This is a genomic window from Streptomyces sp. NBC_01077 (assembly GCF_045162855.1).
Lineage (GTDB): Bacteria > Actinomycetota > Actinomycetes > Streptomycetales > Streptomycetaceae > Streptomyces.
In genome coordinates this window covers 9637049-9662116 of sequence record NZ_CP108669.1, presented here as the reverse complement: position 1 = coordinate 9662116, position 25068 = coordinate 9637049, and the positions used below count along the sequence as shown (strand labels likewise).

General features: G+C 65.0%; 16 protein-coding genes and 6 pseudogenes. 8 read left to right on the top strand and 14 right to left on the bottom strand.

From position 1 onward, the window contains the following. Positions 1–63: 63 nt before the first annotated feature. The 8 genes and pseudogenes from OG462_RS43380 to OG462_RS43345 all read right to left on the bottom strand — a co-directional run bounded on the left by OG462_RS43380 (position 64) and on the right by OG462_RS43345 (position 9225). Positions 64–1311 (bottom strand): PotD/PotF family extracellular solute-binding protein, encoded by a 1248-nt coding sequence (locus OG462_RS43380; RefSeq protein ID WP_406053814.1) that lies wholly within the window; start codon positions 1309–1311, stop codon positions 64–66. 459 nt (positions 1312–1770) lie between these two features. Further along, positions 1771–2346 (bottom strand): annotated as a pseudogene (locus OG462_RS43375) (IS5/IS1182 family transposase); the annotation flags it as partial. 308 nt (positions 2347–2654) lie between these two features. After that, a complete protein-coding gene (locus OG462_RS43370) occupies positions 2655–3080 on the bottom strand; it encodes a peptidase inhibitor family I36 protein (protein ID WP_406053816.1) in 426 nt (141 codons plus the stop codon). Positions 3081–4368: 1288 nt separating this feature from the next. Continuing rightward, positions 4369–5586: an IS110 family transposase gene (locus OG462_RS43365; protein WP_406053818.1), complete on the bottom strand. Its 1218-nt coding sequence runs from the start codon at positions 5584–5586 to the stop codon at positions 4369–4371. A gap of 635 nt (positions 5587–6221) precedes the next feature. Further along, positions 6222–6872, bottom strand: coding sequence for a class I SAM-dependent methyltransferase (locus OG462_RS43360; RefSeq protein ID WP_406053820.1), 651 nt, complete (start codon positions 6870–6872; stop codon positions 6222–6224). Continuing rightward, positions 6857–7537 (bottom strand): non-canonical purine NTP pyrophosphatase, encoded by a 681-nt coding sequence (locus OG462_RS43355; RefSeq protein ID WP_406053822.1) that lies wholly within the window; start codon positions 7535–7537, stop codon positions 6857–6859. The genes OG462_RS43360 and OG462_RS43355 overlap by 16 nt, the downstream gene beginning before the upstream one ends. Before the next feature lie 2 nt (positions 7538–7539). After that, the gene (locus OG462_RS43350; RefSeq protein WP_406053825.1) at positions 7540–8577 is read right to left on the bottom strand and encodes a hypothetical protein; all 1038 of its coding nucleotides are present in this window, start codon (positions 8575–8577) and stop codon (positions 7540–7542) included. A gap of 45 nt (positions 8578–8622) precedes the next feature. Continuing rightward, complete coding sequence (locus tag OG462_RS43345; RefSeq protein WP_406053827.1) at positions 8623–9225, bottom strand: TIGR00730 family Rossman fold protein; 603 nt, start codon at positions 9223–9225, stop codon at positions 8623–8625. 1026 nt (positions 9226–10251) lie between these two features. On the opposite strand from OG462_RS43345, the gene OG462_RS43340 reads away from it, so the two are divergent. From OG462_RS43340 to OG462_RS43325, 4 genes and pseudogenes are all read left to right on the top strand, one after another. Continuing rightward, positions 10252–12069 (top strand): 2-isopropylmalate synthase, encoded by a 1818-nt coding sequence (locus tag OG462_RS43340; RefSeq protein ID WP_406066240.1) that lies wholly within the window; start codon positions 10252–10254, stop codon positions 12067–12069. Next, a complete protein-coding gene (locus tag OG462_RS43335; protein ID WP_406053831.1) occupies positions 12066–13826 on the top strand; it encodes a thiamine pyrophosphate-binding protein in 1761 nt (586 codons plus the stop codon). The genes OG462_RS43340 and OG462_RS43335 overlap by 4 nt, the downstream gene beginning before the upstream one ends. Before the next feature lie 4 nt (positions 13827–13830). Continuing rightward, positions 13831–14895, top strand: a complete 1065-nt coding sequence (locus OG462_RS43330) for a hypothetical protein (protein WP_406053833.1) — start codon at positions 13831–13833, stop codon at positions 14893–14895. 601 nt (positions 14896–15496) lie between these two features. Then, positions 15497–16686, top strand: a pseudogene (locus tag OG462_RS43325) (dihydrofolate reductase family protein). Positions 16687–17298: 612 nt separating this feature from the next. On the opposite strand, the gene OG462_RS43320 reads toward OG462_RS43325, so the two are convergent. Beyond that, on the bottom strand, positions 17299–17550 hold the full coding sequence (locus tag OG462_RS43320) for a hypothetical protein (RefSeq protein ID WP_406053835.1): 252 nt from the start codon (positions 17548–17550) through the stop codon (positions 17299–17301). A gap of 145 nt (positions 17551–17695) precedes the next feature. Continuing rightward, entirely contained in the window at positions 17696–17890 is a 195-nt protein-coding gene (locus tag OG462_RS43315) for a hypothetical protein (RefSeq protein ID WP_406053837.1), read from the bottom strand. Positions 17891–19128: 1238 nt separating this feature from the next. Between OG462_RS43315 and OG462_RS43310 the strand changes: the two genes are divergently transcribed. Together OG462_RS43310 and OG462_RS43305 are read left to right on the top strand one after the other, a co-directional pair. Beyond that, complete coding sequence (locus tag OG462_RS43310) at positions 19129–19689, top strand: winged helix-turn-helix domain-containing protein (RefSeq protein WP_406066909.1); 561 nt, start codon at positions 19129–19131, stop codon at positions 19687–19689. Next, positions 19575–20183, top strand: a complete 609-nt coding sequence (locus OG462_RS43305; RefSeq protein ID WP_406066281.1) for a transposase — start codon at positions 19575–19577, stop codon at positions 20181–20183. Before OG462_RS43310 ends, OG462_RS43305 begins: the two co-directional genes overlap by 115 nt. A 16-nt stretch (positions 20184–20199) precedes the next feature. Here OG462_RS43305 and OG462_RS43300 read toward each other — a convergent pair. Continuing rightward, positions 20200–20376 (bottom strand): annotated as a pseudogene (locus OG462_RS43300) (transposase); the annotation flags it as partial. Between the two features lie 228 nt (positions 20377–20604). Between OG462_RS43300 and OG462_RS43295 the strand changes: the two are divergent. Further along, complete coding sequence (locus OG462_RS43295; protein WP_406053839.1) at positions 20605–21807, top strand: IS110 family transposase; 1203 nt, start codon at positions 20605–20607, stop codon at positions 21805–21807. Positions 21808–21831: 24 nt separating this feature from the next. On the opposite strand, the pseudogene OG462_RS43290 reads toward OG462_RS43295, so the two are convergent. Next, a pseudogene (locus OG462_RS43290) lies at positions 21832–22164 on the bottom strand (transposase); the annotation flags it as partial. Positions 22165–22240: 76 nt separating this feature from the next. Here OG462_RS43290 and OG462_RS43285 point away from each other — a divergent pair. Continuing rightward, positions 22241–22705: pseudogene (locus OG462_RS43285) on the top strand (transposase); the annotation flags it as partial. A gap of 2 nt (positions 22706–22707) precedes the next feature. On the opposite strand, the pseudogene tatA reads toward OG462_RS43285, so the two are convergent. Then, positions 22708–22854, bottom strand: a pseudogene (gene tatA / locus OG462_RS43280) (Sec-independent protein translocase subunit TatA); the annotation flags it as partial. A 1139-nt stretch (positions 22855–23993) separates the two neighbouring features. Beyond that, a complete protein-coding gene (locus tag OG462_RS43275) occupies positions 23994–25043 on the bottom strand; it encodes an IS630 family transposase (RefSeq protein ID WP_406053841.1) in 1050 nt (349 codons plus the stop codon). Between the last annotated feature and the right edge of the window lie 25 nt (positions 25044–25068).

Genomic DNA, 25068 nt, shown 5'->3' with positions numbered 1-25068 from the left:
CGTGGTGAGGAGTGGACAACGTGCAAGGCCTTCAGGCGCGGGCGCCGGTCTCGTTGCCCGGCCTCAGGCGCCGATGAGCTTGGCGAACTTCTCCTCGTACGCCGTCTCCTCCGCGCTGGTGAGCGAGCGGAAGGCGTGCGACTTCTTGGCCATGGCCTTGTCCGGGAGGATCAGCGTGTTGTTCGCGAGTTCGGGGTCGATCCTGGCGAGCTCGTCCTTCACCCCGTCGACGGGGCAGACGTAGTTGATGTACGCGGCGAGCTGGGCGGCGACGGGAAGCTCGTAGTAGTAGTCGATGAACTTCTCGGCGTTGGTCTTGTGCCGGGCCTGGGCGGGGACGAGCAGGTTGTCGCTGGAGGTGATGTAACCGGCGGACGGGATGGAGAACTTGATGTCCGGGTTGTCCGCCTGGAGCTGGATGATGTCGCCGGCCCAGGCGAGGCAGGCGGCGATGTCGCCCTTGTCCAGGTCGGAGGTGTAGTCGTTGCCGGTGAAGCGGCGGATCTGCTTCTTGTCGACGCCCTTCTGGAGGCGCCCGATCGCCGCGTCGTAGTCGGCGTCGGTGAAGTCGCCCGGATCCTTGCCGAGGTCGAGCAGCGTCATGCCGACGGAGTCGCGCATCTCGGTGAGGAAGCCGACGCGGCCCTTGAGCGCGGGGTCGTCCAGGAGCTGGGTGACCGAGTCGACCTTCTTGCCGCCGGTGGCCTTGGAGTTGTACGCGATGACGGTGGAGATGCCCGTCCACGGGTACGAGTAGGAGCGGCCCGGGTCCCAGTCGGGGCGCCGGAACTGCGCGGAGAGGTTCGCGTACGCGTTGGGCAGGTTCGCGGGGTCGAGCTTCTGCACCCAGCCGAGCCGGATCATCCGGGCGGCGAGCCAGTCGGTGACGCAGATCAGGTCGCGGCCGGTGTCCTGGCCGGCCGCGAGCTGCGGCTTGATCTTGCCGAAGAACTCGACGTTGTCGTTGATGTCCTCGGTGTACTTGACCTTGATCCCGGTGCGCTTCGCGAACGCCTCCAGGGTCGGGCGGGACTTCTCGTCCTCGCTGACGTCCATGTACTCGGTCCAGTTGGAGAAGGCGAGGGTCTTCTCCGTGGCCGACGCGTCGGTGGAGGCGGGGCCCTGGCCCTCCCGCTTGGCCGGCGGGATGCCACAGGCGCTCAACGACGCGAGGCCGCCGACGGTGAGCGCGCCGACACCGCCCGCGCGCAGCATCGAACGGCGGGTGAGGGCTCCCCGGCCGCTCGTCAGGCTGCGACGTATCGCCGCCGTCTGCGCGGCGGAGAGGCTGTCGGGCTCGTACTGCTCCATGCGCCGTGCCCCAATCCTGTGAGTACCAACTCTGTGAGGGGCGTTCTCCCCTCCGACTCTCCAAAGTGCAGCGAGGGACTGCTCTGCAGGCCCTGTCACGCGCAGGGACGACTTGGCTCCGCGCCCAGCCCAGAAGCAGAGGTCGTGGGGCCGCGCTGCAGCTGTCCGTCTATGATCAGGATTTTCTGCGTCCCGCATCGAGCAAAGGCTGAGCAATCACTACTCGGATGCGTCGCGCGTCAGGTGTACACGACAATGCAGTCGGCCAGCGTCCCGGCGTGTTTCAAAATTCAGCGTTTCCTCCGATAGAACGGCTCTATGCATAGCCGATGCCCGGGACCCGAAGCCCGGGATTCACCGGCAAAGAGTGCGGCTTCGCCGCGGATCTCCTCAGCAACGGTCTGGGTGTGAGGGGGCGTGCGAGGTGTCGTATGAGCGGCACTTGGAACGTGCTGCCGGCCCTGACGTAGGCCAGGCCATGTCGGCGAGGACGGGGATCCGCAGCCGTTCACGAACGGTGACGATGCGGTGGGTGCGGGCAGCGGTGATGCCGACTGTGCGGCCCGGCAGTGCCGGCGAGTGCCAGAGCAGCTCACCCTCCGGGCTGGTGACGGCCTGGATGTTCACTCCGTGCCGTCGGGCCTTGCACGAGTAGTCCCGTTCGTGGTCACCAGCCCGGTCGTACTCGGCGATGGTGCCCTCGGCCAGGACGTACTCGGGACGCACGTGACGCAAAGCCTGCGTCAGGGACGGTGTCTTCGAGGCGAGGAGCTTGATCAGGCTCGGTACGTCGGCATGGCGGTGTCTTCGCTGATGCGGAAGCCTGCGGCGGGCTTCGCACAGGTGGTGTGCTCACGCAGGCAGACCAGGGTGATGATCGCGCGTGGTGAGGGCCTCAGCTTGCAGCGGCGGTCACCCTCACGGGTGACGATCAGCATCGTGACTCACTCCACCGAGTGCGTGCGGCAGGTCGAGTGCGGCACCACAAAAGGAACCAACGAGGCCTCCGGCTGCAGCAGTTGAGACGGCAGACATCTCGAACCACCGCCCGAAGGCACCGTCTGCAATCCATCCTCTGCCGTCACCCGTTCGGCGACCACTCTGAAGATCCTTAATCATCCTGAAGGCGTCACCTGGTCCTACGAGAGCTTCACGCAGGCCTGCGGTTCCACATGGAAAGATACGGAACCACCAGAGCCCCCGGGTCCTCGGCCGTGTCGAGTTGAATCAGCACCGCCAATAGCCGGGGGCTCTTGCACTCAATGCGCCAGAAGTGGGGTGCTAGTGGCGGGGAGGTCGAGATGGAAACGAAACTGGATCACCCCCGCCAGGAGGCAGGTGGCTCACAGGAATAGGTGCGAGCTGAAGTGGTTGTTGAAAGTTCCAAGGTCGGAGTACTTGTTGCAATAACCGCCACCGCAGATACCAATTGAGGCCTGGTGGTAAACACTAGCCCCACCATAGTTCGACTCGACATAGGCGCGAACCGGGTTGCCCACCGACTTGTTCCAGCTGCTCCCGGCGTCATCGTTCACAGAGTCACCCGTGTTGACAAAGTAGGGCGCCCCCGCCGGCATGTACTGGGCGTTACTGCCGGTGAAGTCTGCGATGCCGTTGGTGTAGTTGGTACCCTTATAGATGCAGAACTCTGCCGTCTGGCAGTTTCCGTTGAACGGAGTGGCGGCGCTGCTGACGCCTGCAGCGGTGGCGACAATGGAGAGTGCGGCCACAACAGTTGTTACTGCACGCTTAAACATGATCATTTCCATTCCGAGATGATATCTACAGGAAAGACGAACCCGCTTTTATACTGCGATTGCCCACAATGCGTCCGAGAGGGTTCTTCTCAGTTCGGACAGATCTACAGTAAACACCTAGAGGCGGCTTCAAGTCCGAGTATCTGCTACTCGAATCGCCTTCCAGGAAGACGAGAAGAGCTCCTTGATATGCTCACTTCCAGAACAAGGCACCCATATATGGCGAGATCATCTGACGGTTCTGCTTGACGGCATGGAATGTTGAGCGGCGGCGCGGGTCGTGCTGTAGCCGCACGACCCGCATCCCGAGATCTACGACGTCAGAGACGGCTGCGGGATTTGCAGGATCGCCAGAACACCCCCACGACCCGCTTACGGATCGTGAGGGGTGCGGGACCCGGAGTGTCCAGTAGCGGAGCCCGGGAGATAGCGCGTGTCGACCCGCAACCGGGGCCGTGCCACCCGCCCACCCAGTCAGTGAAAGCCTTACTCGGGCGGCGTCGTGACAGGGATCGACAACCACAGCTTGACTCCTGCACGCGCTGCCTTGCCCGTTGGCACCGCGTGATCTGCAGGGCAGAGGGAGCAGCCTGTCTCCCTGGCGCGGTACTGCACCGGCGTAGCGGCCCGAGTCGCAGCATGCGGGCGGCCACTGGTCAGCGGGCGTGGTGAGGCAGGGCCAGCCCGTCATCGTTGGCGTGGTGGTTCCGCTCAGCCGACCGAAAGGCTCTGTTGGTTCCGTATCCTGCCACGCCCGACGTCCCGCATGAGCTCGTCGAGCATGTCGCCCGGCTGCTGTACGAGCACCGTCGGACCCGCAACATCCGCTGGCGCAAAGCTCCGAGCGGAAGCGCGGGGCGTGGCCGCGACGATAGTACACACCGACCGCAGATCGCAGCACACAAGTCGGGCATTCGCCGAAGCATGCAGGTCAGCAGAGCTGCGGCAGAGCATGGGCGCGATCGGATCGCGTGGACAACACCGCTGCCGAGCCGTTCACCCGACCTTCAAAAGAGAGACATACAAGGGCCGAAAGGGCTGGTCAGGCGAGCATGAGGCACGACTCGACGCCCTTCCGCGGGCTCCATCGCTACAACACCCGACGTCACCACTCCCACCTCGGACAACGATCGCCGATCGCCCTACGAGAACATTTTCCACCCAACCTCGGCTACCCTGCCCCAAGCCGCATAGACGTGCTCAAAGTCCGTCCGGGTCAAGGCCCTTTCACCGGTGGGGTGCCTCTATGTCCTTCGTCAAGGCATCCCTGTCGGGTTTGGGGTGATTCGGCTTGTTGGGGTCATGCTGCGAGTTCGACGTCCGCGGGCGGGCGGGATTCGTAGAAGGTGCCGTCGCGGAGCATGGCGAACAGGACGCTGATGCGGTGGCGGGCGAGGCGGAGGAGGGCTTGGGTGTGGGTTTTGCCGCGGGCGCGTTGCTTGTCGTAGTAGGTGCGGGAGGCGGGATCGGCGTTCATGCAGGCGAAGGCGGAGAGGAACATGGCGCGTTTGAGCTGCCGGTTTCCGCCTCGGGGCGCGTGTTCGCCGTGGATCGAGGTCCCCGACGACTTCGTCGTGGGTGCGAGTCCGGCGTAGGAGGCCAGGTGGGCGGCGCTCGGGAAGCTGGTGCCGTCGCCGACGGTGACCAGCAGGACGGCGGCGGTCCTGACGCCGACGCCGGGCATCGACGTCAGGACCTTGGAAAGAGGGTGGGCCTCCAGCAGGCTGTTGATCTGGGCTTCCATCGCCCGGCGCTGGGTGTGGACGGCGGCGAGCTGGCTGGCCAGGGAAGGGATCACGATGTCCAGAGTGCCGGTCCCGGGCACCACCACGGTCTGCTCGTCCAGAGCGTCGAAGACCTCGTCGACCAGCCGTGCGGCCATGCGCGGGGCCTTGGGGCGGATCAGCTCGACGAGTCTGCGGCGTCCGGCTTTGCGCAGGGCGGCCGGGGAGCCGTAGCGCTCCAGCAGCCAGGTCACGGCCTGGTGGTCCAGGCGCGGCCCGAGGACGCGTTCCAGGCTGGGGTGGAACTGGGTGAGCAGGCCGCGTATCCGGTTGGAGGTGCGGGTGGCCTCGGCGGCGAGGTCCTGGCCGAAGCCGGTCAGCACGGTCAGCTCGGCGGTGATCTCGTCGGTGAGTTCCAGCGAACGCAGGGTGTGCGGCATCGTCCGCGCGGCGTCCGCGATCACGGCCGCGTCCTTCGCGTCGGTCTTGGCCTCGCCGGGGTAGAGGTCGGCGATCCGGCGCATGGCCAGGCCGGGCAGGTAGGCGACGCGGCAGCCGGCGTCGCGGGCGACGGTCAGCGGCAGGGCGCCGATGGAGGCGGGCTGGTCCACGATGACCAGGACGGTGCCGAACTTTGCGGTCAGCTTCTCGAAGACGGCCCGCAGCTTCGGCTCGCTGTTGGGCAGCGGCTTGTCGAAGACCTTCTTCCCGGCCGGGGTCAGTCCGTGGCCGTGGTGAGCGGACTTGCCGACGTCCAGGCCGAGGAACACGCCCACGTCTTCGATCTCGAACATCGCTCCCTTTCAAGGGTGTTGGCGGTACCGGCCTCGGCTCGGGTGTCGTGCTCGCGCATCCACGTTATGCAGACCTGCCGCCCGCGAACCGTCCGGCATTGCGCCGGACTGGGCGGTGGCCGGACCTCTGATCAGCGTCTCCGACGAACACCCCCGGACCCGGTGACACCACCCCCCAGGTCATGCCTTCGACAGGGGGACACAGTCATGCCGGACCCGGAGGCCAGCGGCCCTCTTGCAGGACCGCGAAGAACATAACGGGGGGGGAACCGGGCTACGGCCTGCGTGCCGGAAAGCCAGGGCGAATCAATGCAGTTCGGCCTCGTCGCAGCTGATTGCCGCTCGGAGGCGGACACAGCAGGCCGACTCGACGCACACGCAGATGGAACAGTTCCCGCATCTCATCCGGTTCCGAGGTCATGCGCATGCCGGGCCGGCCGGACGGGCGCCACGGCATCGGGGCGTAGCCGTTATCGTTCGGTCTGGTGCAGTGATTCGTCGCGCGTCTTTCTCGCCGGCCAGCTCCCCGCACGGGCCGGCAGGACGGTGCCGAGGACCGAGTCCTCACCGGCTCTGGCGCGCTCGATGCCTTGAGCGGTAGCAGCCTGCAAAGGGCGACCTGAGTGCCGACAGTCTCACGGATGGTCTGCAGGGCTTGCGGCTCCTTTGACGAACGGGGCGAACCAGGGGACGACCGGCAGCGGTTTCAAGGTTTCGGACTGCAGGACGGTAAAACCGGCTCTCTCGATGTCCCCTTCGGTGTCCCGGTTGGGGTGACACCCTGCTGCGAAGCGTCGGATGACGGGAGTGAGGAGGTCTTGGACGCGGGACGCCAGCCAGCCACCGCGCACGTGCTCGAGGAATGCGAGGGTCCCGCCGGGGCGGAGTACCCGCTGTATCTCTGCGAGTGCGGCATAGGAGTCCTCGACCGAGCAGAGGACGAATGTACACACGACAGCGTCGAAGCTGGCACCGGGGAAGGGCAGGTCCTCCACGACCGCGTCGACCACCGTCGTCGCTACCCGGGCATCGCGGGCGACTTTCTGATGCAACTGTGACCGCATGGCGGGCCAGGGCTCCACAAGCACCACGTGGTCCGCATTTTTGTAGTGGGGGATGTTGACCCCGGTTCCTGCACCCACTTCCAACACCCTGCCGGTCAGCCCGCTGAGAAGCTGTCCACGGCTCTCGTACGCCCAGCGGCGCTCGGCGGCAGCCATGAAACGGTTGTAGGTCGCAGCGAACCGGTGGTCGAGGCGTGCCTGCACATTCATCCTGAGGGCCATTTCCAAGCTCCGTCGAATCCAGGGGGTGCATCAAAGGGGCGATTTTTCGAGGACCTTCTGATATCGCTCCTCACCACACCGGGAAATCGACGTACCCAGTCGGCGAACTTCCGGTATGCCGAAGCTTCGGTCCAACTCTTGATGAATCTCGAGTAGTCGGACGGAGGAAGGTTCGATATCGTTTGATCATAACCGTCAGGAATGAATATGGTCCGGATGTCGCTGCTGGGACCGCGAGCCATATCGACGGGAACCATGCGGCAAATACGACCTTCGGTACGGCTGACGAAGGCTCTGACTTTCTGTCTTCCTGTCACGTATACAAGGCAGTCGACCAGAGCGCATGACCGGTCTTCTGATCCGTTGGCCATCCGGACGAGGCTGCATGCTCCGGCTCGCTCCAGAAGTGGCTTTAGGAGTGCTCCCGGGAATCCCATAAGTGCAGGAACGTCAAGCCCGCTGTCAACCACTATTACCGGTCGGCCAAGGCTTGCGTGCGCTTGCTTGGCTTTGTATACGGCGACATGCAAGGGGTCGACTGACTGTATTTCAGGGATGGGGAGTGGAGACCTAGTCAAGGTGAATTGCGTGCCGGACATCTCGGCCTTGGCTAGGAGGAATTTGTCCGGGCTCGTTGTCGCGAAGAGAATCCCATGGTCAGTCACTGTTATGCGTCTTTCGTCACGACAGGGCGGCTGAATCCTGCTACTCGGTCAAGCCATGTCTGCCCGGCGCGGCGCATCAGTTTCTGCAGATAGACGGGGGCGGCTTGCTCGCATGTCTCGACATCCGCTGCGATCTGGTCGATTACTGGCATAACGCCATGGGCGAGAATCGAAGTGCGGATCGATCGGTGAAGATTGTCGAGCCTTCGGAGTCTCGTTTCGGTGCGCAGGTGCCAGAGCTCGCGCAGCTCCACGGCCAGCTCGGGGCGCTGGCGCAGGGCCTGGAGCAGTGCTGCGGTCACGAGCCCCTTCCTCAGGTCGTCGTTTTCTCCTTGCTTCTCTCTGTCCTCGATCACGTTGACCAGGTCGTCAACGTCCTGTCCGATACGGGCGAAGGGAACCATGGAGGCGCGGGGAAAGTCAGCTTTCCCGTTCAGTCTCAAGGCGCTGCTGATGACGAAGTGGTAGCCGTCGATTGCTTGCCCGTAGCGGTTCTCGAGTATTCGGGGGAAGTCGTCGAGGTGTCGAGGGTACCTGTCGAACTCCTCTCGGAGTTCTTTGGCCCCTATGCCGCGTACGGACTCCAGTGCCAGGTCCAGGAGCGAGGGGAAGCCGTTGGCGATCTGTTGCATGAGCATGGACATGAGAACGGCGACGCAGGGCGTCGAGCTGTGTGCACCCCATCGTCCGGGGAAGGTGAGATGTTCCGACCTTGCATTTGAACCGTCGATTGTGTCGTCCATGACGGCAATCATTTCCATGGACAGCATCAGGACGGGGAGGAACTCCTGATGTCGCTCCGTGATTCCGCCGGATTCTCGGGCCACTTCGAGAAACAGGATCGGAAGAAGAATGAAAGAGGGTTGGCTGCGTTCAGTAATGAAATCGAAGAACGTCCGGAACCCTTCGGGGATCGGCATCTCGCAAAGATCCCTGCGTGCGATCGTCAGGCGCTCCTCATACCATCGCGCCTCCGGTTCGAATATTCCCTTGAAGTTTTCTGGGAATCTGATCTGGGAATTGTTGGAGATGTACTTCATTGCGACCTCCGGAGGGATGGTTGCCCTTTACGGCTCAAGACGCTTTCAGGAGTTCCGGGGCGGATTGCCGTCCCGACCTGTTCCGCAAATTGACCCGTAATGATGCGACTCGATTTGAGAGAGCAAGCGACCGGCATCGGATTCCTCGATCCATCGCGCACGATCCTTCGGGCGCATGAACCCGAAAGAGGTGACGCGATCCAGGAATCTGAACAGGTCGTCGTAATATCCACTCCCATTGAGGATCCCGAACGGCTTTCCGTGCATGGAAAGCTGACCTGAGGTTGCTACTTCGAAAATCTCGTCCATGGTTCCCAGCCCTCCCGGAAGGACGACGAACGCATCGGACATCTGCGCCATGAGAAATTTACGCTCGCTCATGGAATCGACCAGATGCATTTGGGCTGCGCCTTCGAAACGAATGCCGGGGACGGCCAGCTGCCGGGGGAGCACCCCTATGACCTCGCCCCCATTGGAGGAGACTTCTGCAGCCACGGCACCCATCAGGCCGACGCGTGCGCCGCCGAAGACCAGGCCGATCCCCCTCCGCGACAGCTCACGTCCGAGCTGTGCAGCCTCCGCCAGGAACGCGGGTTCGCCCCCGGGGGACGATCCACAGAAGACGCAGATACGTCGCACCGAGTTCATTGCCTACTCCCGCGGCTGCGCCGAGGGGATCGCAGGCTGGGCCGACCGGCGAGTTGAACCCACCGGTCCTCGGTCGGCTGGTCCATGTTCGTTTGATCCGGGGTGGCCTTCGGGATGCTCGGCAGATCTCGCATGCGTTCAGCACAGCAGGGGAGGTCCAGTCTCGTATGAGCAATGACTACCTAGACATTTCCGTTGCTTTCCCCTCATGTGGAACATATGGGGCAGGTTCCGTCGCTCCCCCGACGCCGGAGTAGCGGTATCTCATGCCTATGGGCCTGCTCTGGCGAGCCTGCCGGACTGCAAGCACCGACGCTTGGCTCGCCTGGGCCGGACTTCCGTCCTGCGTGATCGAAAGCCCACGGGGCGGCCAGTGAGCTTGCCCCGATTTGACGGACACCTTTGGTGTGGGCAGGCCCCGAGTGCGGTCTCGTGTTGGCGGGACTGCGGTAGCCGAGGCTGCTGTGGTGCCGGTGCACGTTGTACCAGCTGTCGGTCCAACAGATGCAGACCGTCCACATAGACGACTCCACGCCGCCGGTGCGCTCCGCGGTACCACCGCCGCGCGCCCCAACACCGCCGCCACCTGCGCGAAGCCCGGTGTTCGGGCATATCCGCCCCGCCTGGCAGTAGATGTGCGTTGGCCCCCAGCGGCACGGGCGGGGCGCTACCGAGGCCCTCGCCCGGCCATGCGCATCCGGCTTTCGCCGCTTGCCAGGCACTCCTCGGCCGGCCGCGGCTTGCCTACCCTGCCGGCCCGGCGATCACCACGCCGTTGCGGCGGCGGTCCGTCCACGCCGCCTCGAACGCCGCTAGCTCCTGCTCTCGCCTCACCGGCGGCCACTGTGCCCATCGCAGGCCTCCAAGTAGCGCCTGCCCTATATCCCAAAATCATACTCATGGACATTCGAGTACGAAGCAACATACCGTACATAACACCTCAAAGTGGGATGCACCTGCAGCTCCGAGCCACCGCACCGTTCCATCCACGGTGCGGACTGGCACCACACTCGAAAGGGACGCAGAATGCGAGAGATTCCAGTGGCACCGGGGGGCGGAGGCGCGCAGCCCTGGTGGAACCCTCAGCAGCCGTCAGGGATGCCGACAACGCGCTACGCACGTTCAGGTGCAGGCTCTTCGGCTGGGTCGCGTGAGCGGCATTGGCCTGATCGCGTTCCTGACCGGGCTCCGTTGTGGGCTTCTGTGGACCTGCGGGACGGGAATCAGGCTCTGCCCAGTCCTATGGACACGGTGCGCAAGGCGTCGATGTTCGATCTCCTCGTGCAGATGGGCTTCAAAGAGATCGAGGTCGGCTACCCTGCAGCCAGCGAGGCAGATTTCGCATTCGTGAGGGATCTGGTCACTCGAGATCGGATTCCGGACGACGTCACCATCTCGGTTTTCACGCCGGCCCGAATGGACCTGATCGACCGCACCTTCGAGTCGATCCGCGGGGTGGACCGCGCGATGGTGCACCTGTGTCTGGCGACCGCCTGCCTGTGGCGGAACGTCGTGCTCTCGATGACCTCTGCTCAGTTGCAGGGGCTCACTGTCCGGGCGGCGGAGCACATGGTCCGACTGGCGGAAGCGACGCCGGCGTCGCAGCTGCGTTTCCAGTACTCACCCGAGACGTTCAACGTCACCGAGCCGGAGTTCGCTCTGGAGGTGTGCGATGCGGTGACTACCACCTGGGATGCCTCACCGGACCGCCCGGTGACCGTCAATCTGCCGACGACCGTGGAGACCGACTCCCCCAACGTCTTTGCCGACCAGGTCGAATGGATGCACCGCAACTTGAGCAGTCGGGATTCAGTGATCTTGTCGGTGCACCCCCACAATGACCGGGGCACTGCTGTGGCATCGGGCGAGCTCGCTGTGATGGCCGGCGCCGACCGGGTCGAGGGCACGCTGTTCGGGAACGGCGAGCGCACCGGGAACGCGTGTCTTGCAACTTTGGCGCTGAACCTCTTCACCCGGGGCGTCGACCCGCAGCTGGACTTCTCCGACATCGACAGCATCCGTGACACGGTCGAGCGGTGCAACCAGATGCCCGTCCACGCCCGTCATCCTTACGCGGGCGATCTGGTCTACACCGCGTTTTCCGGCACCCATCAGGATGCCATCGCCAAAGGTCTCAACTCCTTGGCGCAGGAGGCCGACCGCACAGGCCGAACGGTCTCCGAGCTTCCGTGGAGGGTGCCCTACCTGCCAGTCGACCCCAAGGATGTCGGCCGAACGTACGAGTCAGTCATCCGTCTCAACAGCCAGTCGGGCAAGGGCGGTGTCGCTCACATCCTGAAGACTCGCCATGGCCTGGACCTGCCGCCGGCTCTGCGCGTGGAATTTGCAGGACGCATCCAGAAAATCACAGACGAGACCGGGACCGAAGTGACCCCTCTACGCATGTGGGAAATCTTCAGCGACACCTATCTCGAGAGCATCCCCTGGCTCGAGCTGAAAGAGCTGCACGAGCAAGAGCACGACGCCGGAACCTTGGTGCACACCACACTCGTCACACCCCAGGGCCGGGAAATACGCCTCAGCGGGGTCGGTGCAGGCACCGCCGAAGCCCTCCTTGACGCTCTCGCCCGAAGCGACGGAAGCCACTCACAGCTGCATGACCACCGATGCCATTCCTTCGGCAGCCCGAGCGACCTCCGCACGGTCGCGTACGTCTACCTCACCACCGAGGGGACTTCCGCCCACGGCATCGGCATCGACAGCGACCCTGCAATCGCAACTGCGACCGCCGTCGTCAACGCCATGAGCCGCGCCCAGTCCCCCGACGGCCGCACGCGTCGCAGGCCACTCAGCGATGTCCGTGAGCGAGGCGTCAAGCAATGAGCACTCATCCGACGAAATCGCCTGAACCTCCCGGCCGGGAAGCCGACGAGCCTCAGTCGGTGGCCGGGTTCATCGTGCGGGCCCTGTCCGAGGCGGGCGTCACCCACGTCTTCGGAGTGCCGGGCGGTCCGCTGATGCCCCTTTACGAAGCGCTGGAGGACTGTCCGGGCATCGAGCCAGTGCTGGCCAAGCACGAAGAGGGGGCAGCCTTCATGGCCCTGGGGCATGCTCAGGTCACCGGCCGCCTGGGGGTCGTTTGCGGTACCGCTGGGCCCGGTGCGCTGCACGCGCTGACCGGGGTGGCCAGCGCGACTGCGGACGGAGTGCCCGTGCTGGCGCTCACCGCGCAGGTGAGCTCCTCGTCTTTCGGACGAGGAGGGCTCCAGGACAGCAGCGGGGGCAGCTGGGGTGTGGACACCGTGGACGTCTTCCGGTCCGCCACCAAGCTTTCGGCACTGGCTGCCACGCCCGCACAGGTTCCCCGGCTCTTGGCTCTCTCTGTGCGCACGGCGTACCTCGGGCGGCCCGGCGGGGTGCACATAAGCCTGCCCGCGGACGTGCTGTCCGGATACCTCGAAGTGGCCACGCCGCTGCCCGACCTTCGCCGCCCCTGCATCGGCCCCCCGGATCCTTCGGCCGTCGCGAAACTGGTCGGAGCCGTGCGAGCCGCACACCGTGGGGTGGTACTGGCAGGTCAGGGCGCCAAGCTCTCCGGGGCCGGCAGCTCATTGGTCCGGTTCGCAGAAGCACTGTCCTGGCCGGTGGCGACAACTCTGAAGGGCAAGAGTGTCTTCCCCGAGGACCATGCACTCTCGGCGGGAGTCTTCGGTTTCGGCGGCGGCGCCAGGGCTCACGAGACAGTGCTCGCACCTGACGTGGACGCGTTGCTCGTCGTCGGCAGCGCGCTGGGAGAGCTTGCCACACACGGCTGGGAGCCTCGCCTGGTGAAAGGTCGCCGTCTCCTGCGTATCGACATCGACCCCCTGCACGCGGGTGCCGGTTTCGAAGCGGACGTACACGTCTCCGGAGACGCCACCGCGGTGATGGACGCTTTGCTGGCCGAGGTACGGTGCCGCCCAGCCTCGACCAAGCCCGTCATCACACCACCCCCTCCAGCCGCACACGCATCGAAGGATGACGTCCCACTGCGCGCTTCAGCGGTCGTGACCCACATGAGCCGTCTCCTTCCGCGAGACACCATCCTGTTCACGGACAACGGCAACTGCGTCAGCTGGCTCGGGCAGGGCTTCATCAGCCGCCCTCCCGGCGCCATTCACGTCTCGCTCAACATAGCCTCGATGGGCTCCAGCGCGGGATCAGCCATTGGAGGCAAGATCGCCGCCGGAGACCGGCCCGTCGTCGCTCTGACCGGCGATGCCGCGTTCGCCATGGTCGGCATGGAGATCCACACCGCCGCTGAACTGGGCCTTCCTGTCATATGGATTGTCCTCAACAACGCCGGCAACGCAATGGTCCACAACCTTCATCAGGGTCTGTTCGGGCGCTCCGTCAGCGCCATGTACGGCACACCGATCGACGTCGCCACCGTCGCCCGTGGCCTGGGCGCTGAGGCTTTCTCGGTTCACACTCTCGAGCAGTTCGATTCTGCCTTGCTCAAGGCGCTGGCGTCTCCCCTGCCATCGGCGATCGACGTGCGCGTGGACCCGGAAGAGGTCCCCTGGGCGCTAGCCGGAAGGATCGCAACCCTGAGCGCAGCGTTCAAGCGAGGAGAGTCCGGCAACAAGAGGGAGGGCTGAAGCAATGCCCCATGCATCCGAGCCCTGTTCCTCGGCCGGGATTCTCGGCTGCGGCCACTCCCTGCCAACGGCCATCCGTCACAACGACGACCCCGTCTTCAATCGTCTGCCGCGCGATCCGGGGAGCAGCGACACATTCGACACGGTCTCCTTCTTCACCGGGTCGCAGGAACGGCGGCACCTCTCCGACGGCGAAACCATCGAGCCCCATATGGCCGATGCCGCACTCCAGGCCCTGGCGCAGGCCGGAATCGGGCCGGAATCGGTCGACCGACTTTACGGATACGCCTCGGTACCCGACCACACCACTCCGAACTCCCTCTACCGGGTCCACCACATGCTCGGGCTGCCACGTGAGGCTCTGGTAGTCCCGATCAACAGTGAGTTCTCGAATTTCCTGGCCTCGCTGGTGCTTGCGACGGAAGCTGTGGCAACAGGCGGTGCCCGGCACGTGCTGATCGCATGCGGATCGAACTGGACGCGGCATCTCGACTATGCCAAAGGCCATGCATTCGCCGCCGGCGACGCGGCGGCTGCGGCAGTCGTCGGCCCCACCGGCCTGTTGCGGGTAGTCGACCATCTCTCACAGACACACAGCGACCAGTACCTAGGCTTGACCATGTCCGTTCGATCCGTGGACATCGACGGCCACGCCCATCTGCCACTGGATGCACGAGGGCTGCCGACACCGGTGTACAGCATGGAAGCCGCCGGCAGTGAGATCTACCAGAAGCTCCTCCTGAACGGACTGCCCGACCTGGTGAACCAGCTCCTGGCCCGCAACGCCGTCCACAGTAGTCAAGTCTCCCTCATCACACACCAAGGATCACGACGACTCCTCGACCATTGGGCCAACACAATCCGTCCAGGGGCCTACCTGGAATCCCTTCGGGACCTGGGCAACATGACCCTCGCCACCTACCCCGTCAACCTAGCCCGCCACTTCACCTCGATCACTACCCCCTACGTAGTTCTGGCCGCAGTGGGCGCAGGCTTCCACCTCACCGCACTCCTGCTGGAGAACCACACCCGAGCCGAGGCGGCCGAGGCAGCACTCTCCGCGCCTTAAGGAGCACGCGTGGTCCAACGGTGTCGCCACCCGCGCTGTCGGATGCAAAGCAGATTCGTGAACACGCCCGGGCCATGACCTTGCCTCGGAAAGCGGCTGCATCGCGCGGTTGTCATGCCTATCGCCGCGGAACAGCAACCACGACCGTGTAGTTCCTACCCGGTCACCGCCGGCCACGCCTCGGCCCCGGCCGCCCCAGGAATACCCTGGAGGAAAGCCGAAGCAGGCGAGGCCTGGTGACGTCGCAGCTACTCGATCCAGGTGCAGTTGCCCCGACCCGCACCTCGAACCCACCACGATTCCCGGATCAGAGCGCGGGACAATCAATGTTGCATCTGAAGGTTCTCGCTCTGCTTCTTCTTGAACTTTGCGAGATCGGAACCGGCGAGGTTACCGTCGCCCACCGAGGTACCGCGAACCGTCCGCGGCAGATCAAAGTGGTACTTCTGCCGAAACATGACAACCCTGCCCCGTCGCCATTAGAGCATCGTTCAGAGGAAGCATGAGGAACTCACAGATGACGGAACCGACTCCAGACCGTCGGCGTGTTCCGCGCACTCAGCCGGATCCTCGTGCACCCCTCCTGAATTCCGGAGTTCCCGTGTCACGCCCGTACGTTCTGCTGTCTGCCGCCGTCTCCCTCGACGGCTTCCTCGACACCCGGCCAGGCCAGGACCGGCTCCGGCTCTCCAACGCCGCCGACCTGGATCGCGTCGACTCCGTGCGTGCATCCGTCGATGCGATCCTCGTCGGCGCCGGCACCCTCCGCGCCGACAACCCCCGCCTCCTCGTCAACTCCAGGGAGCGCCGATCAGCCCGCGTCGCCACCGGACGGTCGGAACACCCCGTGAAGATCACCGTCACCCGTACCGGCGACCTCGACCCTGCCTGGAGGTTCTGGCACTACGGCGGCGAGAAGCTCGTCCTGGCCGTCGGCAAAGAGGCAGCTGCGAGGGCCGAAGCGAACCTTGGCGGCCTCGCAACCGTCCAGGGCGTCCTCGCCGAGGCCACCTGGCCGGCCGCCCTCGACATCCTCGGTGCGATGTACGGCATTCAGCGCCTCATGGTCGAGGGCGGCGGCAGCATCCACACCCAGCTGCTCGCGGAAGCACTCGCCGACGAGCTCCAGCTCGTCATCGCTCCGCTCCTCGTGGGCCAGCCCGACGCCGTCCGAATGCTCGGCCCCGCGCACTACCTCGGCGGCCCCACCGCCCGGCTGCGCCTCATGGAGACCCGGCAGATCGGCGACGTGGTACTCCTGCGGTACGCCCCCAAAGACATCTCAACGGAGCCCCTATGAGCAGCATCCCCTCCAGCACGAGCACTCCCGGCACCGGCCACGACGCCAATGCAGCCGACCGGGCCTGGCTCTCCCTCGCCTGCGAGCTAGCCGCCCTCTGCCCACCCTCGACCACCGCGTTCTCCGTCGGCGCGGTGGTCGTCGGCGCCGACGGCACCGAACTCGCCCGCGGCTACTCGCGCGAGACCCACCCTGCCGCCCACGCCGAGGAAACCGCGCTCGACAAAATCCCTACAGGCGACCCCCGGCTCGCTGCCGCCACGATCTACAGCTCATTGGAACCCTGCGCCAAGCGCGCCTCCAAGCCCCTTCCCTGCGCCCGGCTCATTCGCAACGCCGCCATTCGGCGCGTCGTCACCGCCTGGCGCGAGCCGGACACGTTCGTGCCCGGCGCCGACGGCATCGAACTCCTCGAGGGTGCCGGCGTGGCCGTCATCGAAATCCCCGAATTCGCGGCCGCAGCTCAGGGCCCGAACCGCCACCTTCTCTGACGAGCTGGGGCATGGCAGGGATGATCCATCCTTACCGGGGGACGGCATGATCCGCGTGCGGCGAACACAGCCATCGGGCCGTTCCCACCGTCTCATCCAGCTGCTTGAGGAGTCTGACGGGCCGTGGCAGGCGGAAAATCGAGAACTACGCCATGACAGTCGGGGCAAGGCGCGGAACGCCAGGCCGGTATCGAATGGTTCTTCGCGACCGGCCGGTGGTCGCGCCGACCCATCTACAGGACGGCGGCATGCGGTGCCAGAGCTGTTGTCCGGTGCCGACCGCTCGACTGCCATTCGCGCGACCTGGTAGAACCGCACCCCTCTGGCCAAGCTCCGTCGTGGCGGTCCCGCTCCTGCGCCTCGTGGACTTCCGGCGGGCAGATCTTGTGCGCCTTCTGCTGCAGGATGACCGCCTGGCCAGGATAATCCCGTCGAAGGTCCAAGTATATGTATTTCAGGAGGATTTGGATTTCGGGAAACTGGCAGAACAGGAGGCCGTCAATGCCTTCGCCTCAGATGGTGGCGGCGTGCGCGAGCCGAGGGTCGCCAGCCCACAACACCTGGCCTTGCGCCTCGGCGGTGGCGGTGATCTTCATGGTGCTCTGCTTATTCCTACCGGAGACGAACGCCCGTCGGCACCGCATGCGGCAGCTCGTGGCGCAGATGGGTCAGCGTCGTATCCACTCGGTCGAACACCAACCGGTGCTTGGCGCCCGCACACGCGGTCCGGCGCCGCACGCTGCCCCGTACCGCGTGTCGCCTGCCCTCAACCTCCGCCTGCCACGGCGCGGCGAGGTCGACGACCAACTCCGCCAGGTGCCCGCGCGTGAGGCAGGTCAGCATCCGATGGCCGAGGACCGGCATGGTTCGTCATGATCATCACAATGGAAGATCATGCCGTGTCCGGGTCAGGCAAGCTCAACCCGCCACGATCACGCATCAGCTCATCGCCCGGGAGTCGACGCGACGGTCCGTCGCGGCTGCGAGCCCTCGGCAAGCGAGCCCGCGCTCAGTCACCCAGAGATTGTTCGCTGATGCTGACATGCGTGGCCGGCTTTGCGCCCTCTACGTGAACATCGCTGGCGGATGACCCCCCAACGGCTGCCGAGATTCCGCCACCCACATGCGTGACAACAGGAATGAAGAACAGTGCGGCTACTGCCGCAACGGCAAGGTGCTTATAAGTGACGGAAAGACTGGACACTCCGGCTCCTTCAAAATCAAAGCTACACTGGATGTTATAAAAGCGCGTACGAGCTACTTTCGCTGAGTAGCACGCTCAGCCCTCTGGATTCACGGCAGTAGAATACTGGATTCATTTCGCAAGGTATCCGCAAAGAGGCTGCGCCGGACCGCAACAATGCGATCAGCGGCGCGCTCGCATACTGGTACTAAAGCAGTCGCCGTCGATTTTCCGTAAGAGTAGGGTCTGCTCCATCTCCGGGTACCCCTCGCCCCTCCGGACAGCCGCCCGCGAGGCGGGCGGCATCCATGCAGAGAACGCCAATGCTGGGCGACGAGTCCCAGAAGATCACCGTCGAGTTATGGCGCAAGGTATACATTTCCGCCCTGCTTCGGGACATCGAAGTCGACCGCGCACCGCCGGTTCCTGATCTGGTCCAGAGCCTCCGCACACGTCCGCGCCGAAAGGGGCGAACTCACAGGCCCGAACCCCATAGACCTTGTAACACGATCTTGGCTATGGGGCCGGGTGCTTTCTGCAGTAGGTGCTCACGGTACTGGCCAGCTTTCGCTGGATCGCTCGGAGGGCCGGGAGGGTGGTCTCGTCGCTGAGCCCTGTGGTCGTCTGCCACTCGATGCCTGAACCGGCGAGGTCACTGACGAAGACGATCTCCGCAGCCAGGAGAGTCCGCGCCCAGTCGACGGGCTTGATCGGATCATCGTTTACCCAGAGCGCGGCTCAGGATCCTGCACTGATCGAGCAGATCGCGAGCGTCCGCGAACCCCATACCGAAGGCGAGTTGGTCGCTGCACCGAGCCGACCCGCCCCACTCGCCGAGAGCTCGTCGCAGCATTCGGACCTCACCTTCAGCCAGGAGCTCGCTTGGTCTCGTCACTTGCTCCGACACCCGTCCCGCCCTTCCGTCCTTGCCACAGGACGATCAAGCTACCTCTTCTTGAGCCTCCTCCAGCAGATGAGGGAGCAGGCAAGCGAGGTAGAGGCGTCGTGGAGGTCAAGGCGACGTTCCCAGCGGCCCTGGATGTTGGGCTGACCCCTCCGGGAGATGACCGGCAGAATCCCACGCCGCCGCAGTGCCTTCCGATTCGGGTTGCTGTCGTAGCCCTTGTCGCCCAGGAGCGTCTCGGGGCGCTTGTGGGGGTACTGACTTCAGCTCGTCGGGGTGAATCTGTGTGAAGTCCCTGACGGGTGAAGGCGGGTGGCTGTATCCGTGAGGTGTGAGATATGCAGATGGGGGCGGGCTGACGCTGACGGGGCGCCGGCGTCGGGAGACGGTTCGGATGCAGGCGGCTGAACTGTTCGAGCAGCAGATCAAGCCGTCGGAAGTCGCACGGCGGCTGCGGGTGAGTGTGAAGTCGGCTTATCAGTGGCACCAGTTGTGGCGGGATGGCGGTGTTCAGGCGCTGGCCTCCCGTGGTCCGAGCGGGTCGCGGTGCCGGCTGTCCCCGCGGTCTTTGGAGAAGCTGGCCGCGTATCTGGAGCAGGGGCCGGCCGCGCATGGCTGGGTGGAGGACCAGGTGTGGACCGCCTCGCGGGTGGCCACGCTGATCGGCAGGAAGTTCCATGTCTCCTACAGCGTCTCGGGTGCGACCCGGCTGATGCACCGGCTGGGCTTCAGCCCGCAGGTGCCCGCCCGGCGGGTCGCGGAGCGCGATGAGCAGGCTGTCGCCGTATGGAAGGAGGCGACCTGGGCGGAGGTAAAAGGGCGAGGGCGGCCTGCGGGGGCTACGTCTGCTTCGAGGACGAAGCCGGGTTCACCCGCAGGCCGCCGCGGGGACGGACCTGGGGCCGGCGCGGAGTGACCCCGGTTGTCACCATCAGCGGCCGCCGTTCGGGCCGGCTGTCAGTGGCCGGGCTGATTGCAATGCGGCCGGGTTCCCGGACCCGGCTGTGTCACCGCCTGCGGAGTCATCCCGCGGGGAAAAGTGCCCGTCGCAGTATGGGCGAGCGGGACTTCATCGCGCTGATCGACGGTGTCCACCAGCTGGTCGGGGCACCAATCGTGCTGGTCTGGGACCGGTTGAACACCCACGTGTCCCGCAGGATGCAGGCCCTCGTGGCCGAGCGGGCATGGCTGACGGTGTTCCTGCTGCCCGCCTACTCGCCCGACCTCAACCCCGTCGAGTGGGTATGGGCCCACGTCAAACGCAGCCTCGCCAACCTCGCCGTCATGGCCCTCGACCAGCTCGAAGCCCTTGTCCGTAACAGGCTCAAACGCCTTCAATACCGGTCCCACACCCTCGACGGCTTCATAGCGGGGACCGGCTTGACCCTCGTCGAGCAACTATCACCCTGACGAGCTGACGTCAGTAACCGACGCGGCCGGCGACCGGCGGGATGCCATCGCCCAAGGCGAGGGTCTGGGTGATGTCGTTGATGTTGGCCGCAGTGGTGATGGCCTTGAGCGGAGTGCCGCCGCCGTCGGTGATCAGGTGGTGCTTGCTGCCGGTCTTGCGGCGGTCGACCGGTGATGGGCCCGTCGCGGCGCCCCGTTACCGTTTTCGTGGCCTCGCAATGGGGCTCCCGGCCTTCGGCCCCGGTATGACTTGAGCCCCCAGTCGAGATGATCGAAAAGGTGGTGTCGCCGGTGTCGGAGGCATTGGCAGACCGCTGATTAGAGGCACGAGCGCCCTCGGGCAGTCTCTTCGTAACGTGGATGCTGGCACGCTGATGCCGCAGGTGAGGCCGGGGAGAACGCAAGCACGGGAGTAAAGGGCATGGCGGACGAGACGGGCATCGACGTCTATCTGGGCCTGGATGTCGGGAAGGGCGATCACCACGCCACCGCCGTGAACCGGGCGGGGAAGAAGGTGTTCGACAAGCCGCTGCCCAACAGCGAACCGAAGCTGCGGGAGCTGTTCGACAAGCTGAAGGCCAAGCACGGAACGGTACTGATGGTCGTCGACCAGCCTGCTTCCATCGGGGCCCTGCCGCTGACGGTCGCCCGGGACGCGGGCTGCCAGGTCGCCTACCTGCCCGGACTCACAATGCGGCGGATCGCCGATCTCTATCCCGGTGAGGCGAAAACAGACGCCCGTGACGCGTTCATCATCGCGGACGCCGCCAGAGCGATGCCCCACACCCTGCGGACGATCGATCCCGAGGACGAGACGGTTGCGGAGCTCGCGATGATCGCCGGGTTCGACGACGACCTCGCGGGCGAGTCCACCCGGATCGCCAACCGGCTCCGCGGCCTCCTCCCCCAGATCCACCCGTCCCTGGAACGCGTCCTGGGCCCGCGGATCCAGCACCCGGCCGTGCTCAAACTGCTGGACCAGTTCAGCTCCCCGGCCCAGATCCGCAAAGCCGGACACCGCCGCCTGGTGACCCTGATACGTCCCAAGGCACCGCGAATGGCCGAGCGGCTGGTCGAAGACATCTTCGCCGCACTCGACGAACAGACCGTGGTGGTTCCCGGAACCGATGCTGCCGCGCTGATCGTTCCCAGCCTCGCGAGTTCGCTCCAGTCCGTGCTTGACCAGCGCAAACTCCTCGCCGCGAGGATCGAGGAACTCCTGGAGGCCCACCCTCTTTCCCAGGTCCTGATCTCGATGCCCGGCATCGGGATCAGGACCGCGGCACGCATCCTCATCGACGTCGGCGACGGCAGCGGCTTCGCCACCCCCGGCCATCTCGCCGCCTACGCCGGCCTCGCACCCGTGACCCGCAGTTCCGGCTCCTCCATCCGCGGCGAACACCCCTCCCGCCGAGGCAACAAACAGCTCAAGAGAGCCTTCTACCTCGCCGCGTTCGCCTCGCTCTCCCAGCCCGAGTCACGCGCCTACTACGACCGCAAACGCCGCGAGGGCAAACACCACATCGCCGCCCTCATCGCACTCGCCCGACGCCGCATCGACGTCCTCTTCGCCATGCTCCGCGACGGCACCTTCTACCAACCACCCACACCCGCTACAGCTTGACGAAAACCATAGAGGCACCTTTTTCGCACGCACGTGGGAGGCGTCCACGCACGCGCGACTCCAGTCCAGTTTGCCGACGGCGTTCAGCTCCGCCAGCAGTGTCCGGTGGAGCTGATCGAAGACCCCGGCTTCCTGCCATCGCTCCAGACGCCTCCACCAGGTCTGTCCGAAGCCGAAGCCCAGCTCCACCGGCAGCTGCTTCCACGGGATCCCCGTGTTGAGCACGAACAGAATGCCCTGTAAGCACAGCCGGTCAAGGACTGGCTTGGGTCCGGGCAAGCGCTCAGGCCAGGGCGGCAGCATCGGCTCAATCGTCGTCCACAACTCATCGTCCACGACCCACGGCTTGACGCCCACGTCCCTACGGAACGGCTCAATCGTCGTACCGGTTAGGGCTGGCCTCCAGTGGCCCGCAAGATCGTGTTACGAGCTCATAGGCCGCGGCAAGGCGGGCTCCGAAATGCACGACATGTCGGACGCGAACGGACTGCCCCTCATCGTCGGCGTCACCGCGGCCAACACCCACGACAGCCAAGCCCTGAAGCCCATGGTGCTCGGTCACCAAAAGAGACACGACCCCCACCGCGGTCGCCACTTCAAGCCCCAGCGTCTGCATGCCGAAAACGCATAAGACGCACCTGGGCTGCGGAAATGGCTACGCGGCAAACACATCGGTGTCCGCATCACCCGCAAAGGCATCGCGTCCTCCGAACGAATCGGAGGACGCAGATGGGTCATCGAACGCACCATGCCCTGGTTGCCCAGCTATCGCCGGCTCAATCACCGCTACGAACGCCATCCCCGCAACTACCTGGCCTTCCTCGGCCTCGCCGCCGTCTTCTGCTACAAACGACTCTCCACATCACCGAATAGGACACGGTTTAAAGATCAAGCCTAGCTGTCGTCCTTCATCGCTTTAGCCTCGCTCTTGAGGATGCGAGCCGATTTACCCAACGAACGGGCCATGTCAGGCAGCTTCTTGGCGCCGAACAGCAGCATGATCACGGCTAAAATGATAATAATTTCCGTAGGCCCAAGCCTGCCCATAACTGTCTCCCATCTCCACCGAGACACGGGGCGCGTACCCGGTCGGTCGCACCTGGTCGCCGCGGAGTTCTTGAATGAATGCGGCCCACGGAAGCGATGTCTTACCCATGGTCCGACTTACCGCACCCTCCGCCTGCCGCCTACCCACTGCATGAGCAATCACAACTCAGTCACGGCAGGTGTAGACAGCGCTGAGTCTTCTGATCATGGTGCGATGTCGGCGCAGGTGTGCCAGCGACAGCGGCAGAGGCGGGCACGATGCCGGTCGCGGCGCCAGGTGGATCGCCGCGCGCAGGGCAGGTACGTAAGAACGTCCGCCAGTAGGTGCGTGAAGGAGTGCAGGCACGGAGCATTTTCAACTTGGCCACTGATCGGGTGACGCTGCCGTGTGAGCATGTGCTGCTCAGGAGATTGTCTGTGTGCCGAGGACTGTTGGGACAGGTGGGATCGTGCTCATGCTGCGTATTCGTTCGTCGCCGAAAACACCCCTCGGTCCGCATCAAGCTGAAAGGGAACCATGATGCTCTTCACCCGCACGAGGCCTATGTCCCAGGTCTCCCGCCTCTTCGCCGCTGCTGCTCTTCTGTCGGGGGTAGTCCTCGGGATCAATTCCACTGGGGCGGGCGAAGCAGGGTCTCACCCGGCGTCCGCCGTCCTGGCAGATGGGAGTCACGACGCCGTTCATGTCCGCATTGGGGGAACGATGTAGTAAGGGCTCGCAGAAGAACAACACGCGGACGAGCAACGCGCTGACCTGCTGCGTCAAGGCCTAAAACACGCAACTTGATTCTCTGCGAGCCCTAACGAGCGGGTGCGTGATAGCGGTTGATACGTCGTTGCTGGTGGGTGGCATGATCCGGGTGTGACGATCATGGTCGACCGGGCGGTTCTCGCGCATCCGTTGTTCACGGGGGTTTCGCGGCATCATCTCGCGTGACTGGTTGAGGAGTTGACTGTCCCGTGGCAAGTTTTGCTTGCCATTCAAGATGAGCATGGGCTTGTCACTCCCGATGAGTATGTGGGGCGATGAGAATGCCCTGCCGGTGGGATTCCGGCAGGGCATTTGATGCTCACGGTGTGAGCAATAGTCAAGAGTTGTGGATCGGTTGACGGCGGCCATGACAGTCTCCCCATATTGATCAGAAACTCATGGGGTTCTCGTCCAGGACGTAGCGGACATGTGGGCCGCCGAAGTAACCGCGGACGATGTGCGGCTGACGCTGGCGTCTGCGGAAGAAGCGGCGGGTCTCCGCGGCGAGTTCGGCCTGGTCCCGGGCTCGGTGCTGCTTGGGCAGGCTGTGCTTGAGATCGGCGTTGACCAGCTCGTCAGGGTTCAGCTCGGGCGAGTACGGGGGCAGAAAGTGCAGTTCGACGTCGTCGGGGTGGGCGGCGAGCCGGTCCCGGACCTTCTTCGGGCGGTGCGCGGAGTGTCCGTCGACGACGAGATGGACCTTGTGGTCGAAGTGGCCGGCGAGCCGGTCCAGGAAGCGGCACATCACCTCAGCGGTGAAGCTCTCGGTGAAGACCATGAAGTGCATCCGGCCCTTGGTGCTGATCGCCGACATCGCGTTCACCGAGAACCGGTTGCCGGTCCGCCGCGCGACGGGGGTCTTCCCCTTCTCGCCCCAGGTACGGCCGGTGACCTGGTCGGAGCGGATGCCGACCTGGTCGGCGAACAGGACCTCGCCGCCGTCCTTCCCCGCCTTCGCCCGGATCGCCGGCCAGGTCTCCTGATGCCAGCGGCGCACGGCCTGCGGGTCCTGCTCGACGGCCCGCTTGTCCGGGCGCTGGAAGGACAGTCCCCACCGCTTCAGGTACTTGCCCAGCCCCACCTCCGTCAGCCGCACCCGGTACAGCTTCGCGATCAGCTCGCCCACCAACCGCCGCGTCCACAGCTGACCGGAAAGCCCCACGTCGCAGGGCCGGTGATCGAGGACCGCCTGCCGCACCGCGGCCTGCTCGGCCTCCCCGAGCACCTGATGCACCCCGACCGGCTTGCCTCGCGGGCGCATGACCAGCGCCTCCCGGCCACCGGCCTGCCACTTCGCCCACCAGGTGTCGACCGCCTTCAGCGACACCCCGAACACCGCCGCCACGTCCTCACGGTCCCGCCCCGCCACCAACGCGGCCACCGCCCGCAGCCGCAGGGCCTCCTGCGCCGACGGCGACAGATGCCGCGCGTCCCCCACCAGATCGCTCGCACCCCACCAACGA

Coding starts and splice junctions, on each gene's coding strand:
- OG462_RS43350 (WP_406053825.1), bottom strand. CDS start 8,577: ATGAAGTACATCTCCAACAATTCCCAGATCAGATTCCCAGAAAACTTC.
- OG462_RS43295 (WP_406053839.1), top strand. CDS start 20,605: ATGGCGGACGAGACGGGCATCGACGTCTATCTGGGCCTGGATGTCGGG.
- OG462_RS43345 (WP_406053827.1), bottom strand. CDS start 9,225: ATGAACTCGGTGCGACGTATCTGCGTCTTCTGTGGATCGTCCCCCGGG.
- OG462_RS43320 (WP_406053835.1), bottom strand. CDS start 17,550: ATGCCGGTCCTCGGCCATCGGATGCTGACCTGCCTCACGCGCGGGCAC.
- OG462_RS43365 (WP_406053818.1), bottom strand. CDS start 5,586: ATGTTCGAGATCGAAGACGTGGGCGTGTTCCTCGGCCTGGACGTCGGC.
- OG462_RS43370 (WP_406053816.1), bottom strand. CDS start 3,080: ATGGAAATGATCATGTTTAAGCGTGCAGTAACAACTGTTGTGGCCGCA.
- OG462_RS43330 (WP_406053833.1), top strand. CDS start 13,831: ATGCCCCATGCATCCGAGCCCTGTTCCTCGGCCGGGATTCTCGGCTGC.
- OG462_RS43360 (WP_406053820.1), bottom strand. CDS start 6,872: ATGGCCCTCAGGATGAATGTGCAGGCACGCCTCGACCACCGGTTCGCT.
- OG462_RS43340 (WP_406066240.1), top strand. CDS start 10,252: ATGCGAGAGATTCCAGTGGCACCGGGGGGCGGAGGCGCGCAGCCCTGG.
- OG462_RS43335 (WP_406053831.1), top strand. CDS start 12,066: ATGAGCACTCATCCGACGAAATCGCCTGAACCTCCCGGCCGGGAAGCC.
- OG462_RS43380 (WP_406053814.1), bottom strand. CDS start 1,311: ATGGAGCAGTACGAGCCCGACAGCCTCTCCGCCGCGCAGACGGCGGCG.